This window comes from Psychrobacter sp. TB20-MNA-CIBAN-0197, from assembly GCF_040309765.1.
In the GTDB taxonomy this organism is placed as follows: domain Bacteria; phylum Pseudomonadota; class Gammaproteobacteria; order Pseudomonadales; family Moraxellaceae; genus Psychrobacter; species Psychrobacter submarinus.
Map to the genome: position 1 here is coordinate 1 of NZ_JBEOPC010001161.1, position 247 is coordinate 247.

General features: G+C 63.6%; 1 protein-coding gene. It reads left to right on the forward strand.

The annotated features are described in order from the left end of the window. Positions 1-247: LysR substrate-binding domain-containing protein (locus AAEY83_RS17575; protein ID WP_351061245.1), on the forward strand; the 247-nt coding region annotated here is incomplete at both ends.

Consider the following 247-nt stretch of genomic DNA (forward strand, 5'->3'; position numbering starts at 1 on the left):
GTTCACCTACGAAGCCATGCTCGCGGTGGCCAACCAGCATGCGCTGGCGAGCAAGCCGTCCATCGTTCCTGAAGACTTGTTGACGGAAACGCTGATCACCTACCCGGTCGAGCGCGATCGCCTGGACATCTTCACCCGCTTCCTCGAACCGGCCGACATCGAACCGGCGCAGGTGCGCACTTCCGAGCTGACGGTGATGATGATGCAACTGGTCGCCAGCGGCCGTGGCGTCTGCGGCATGCCGCAC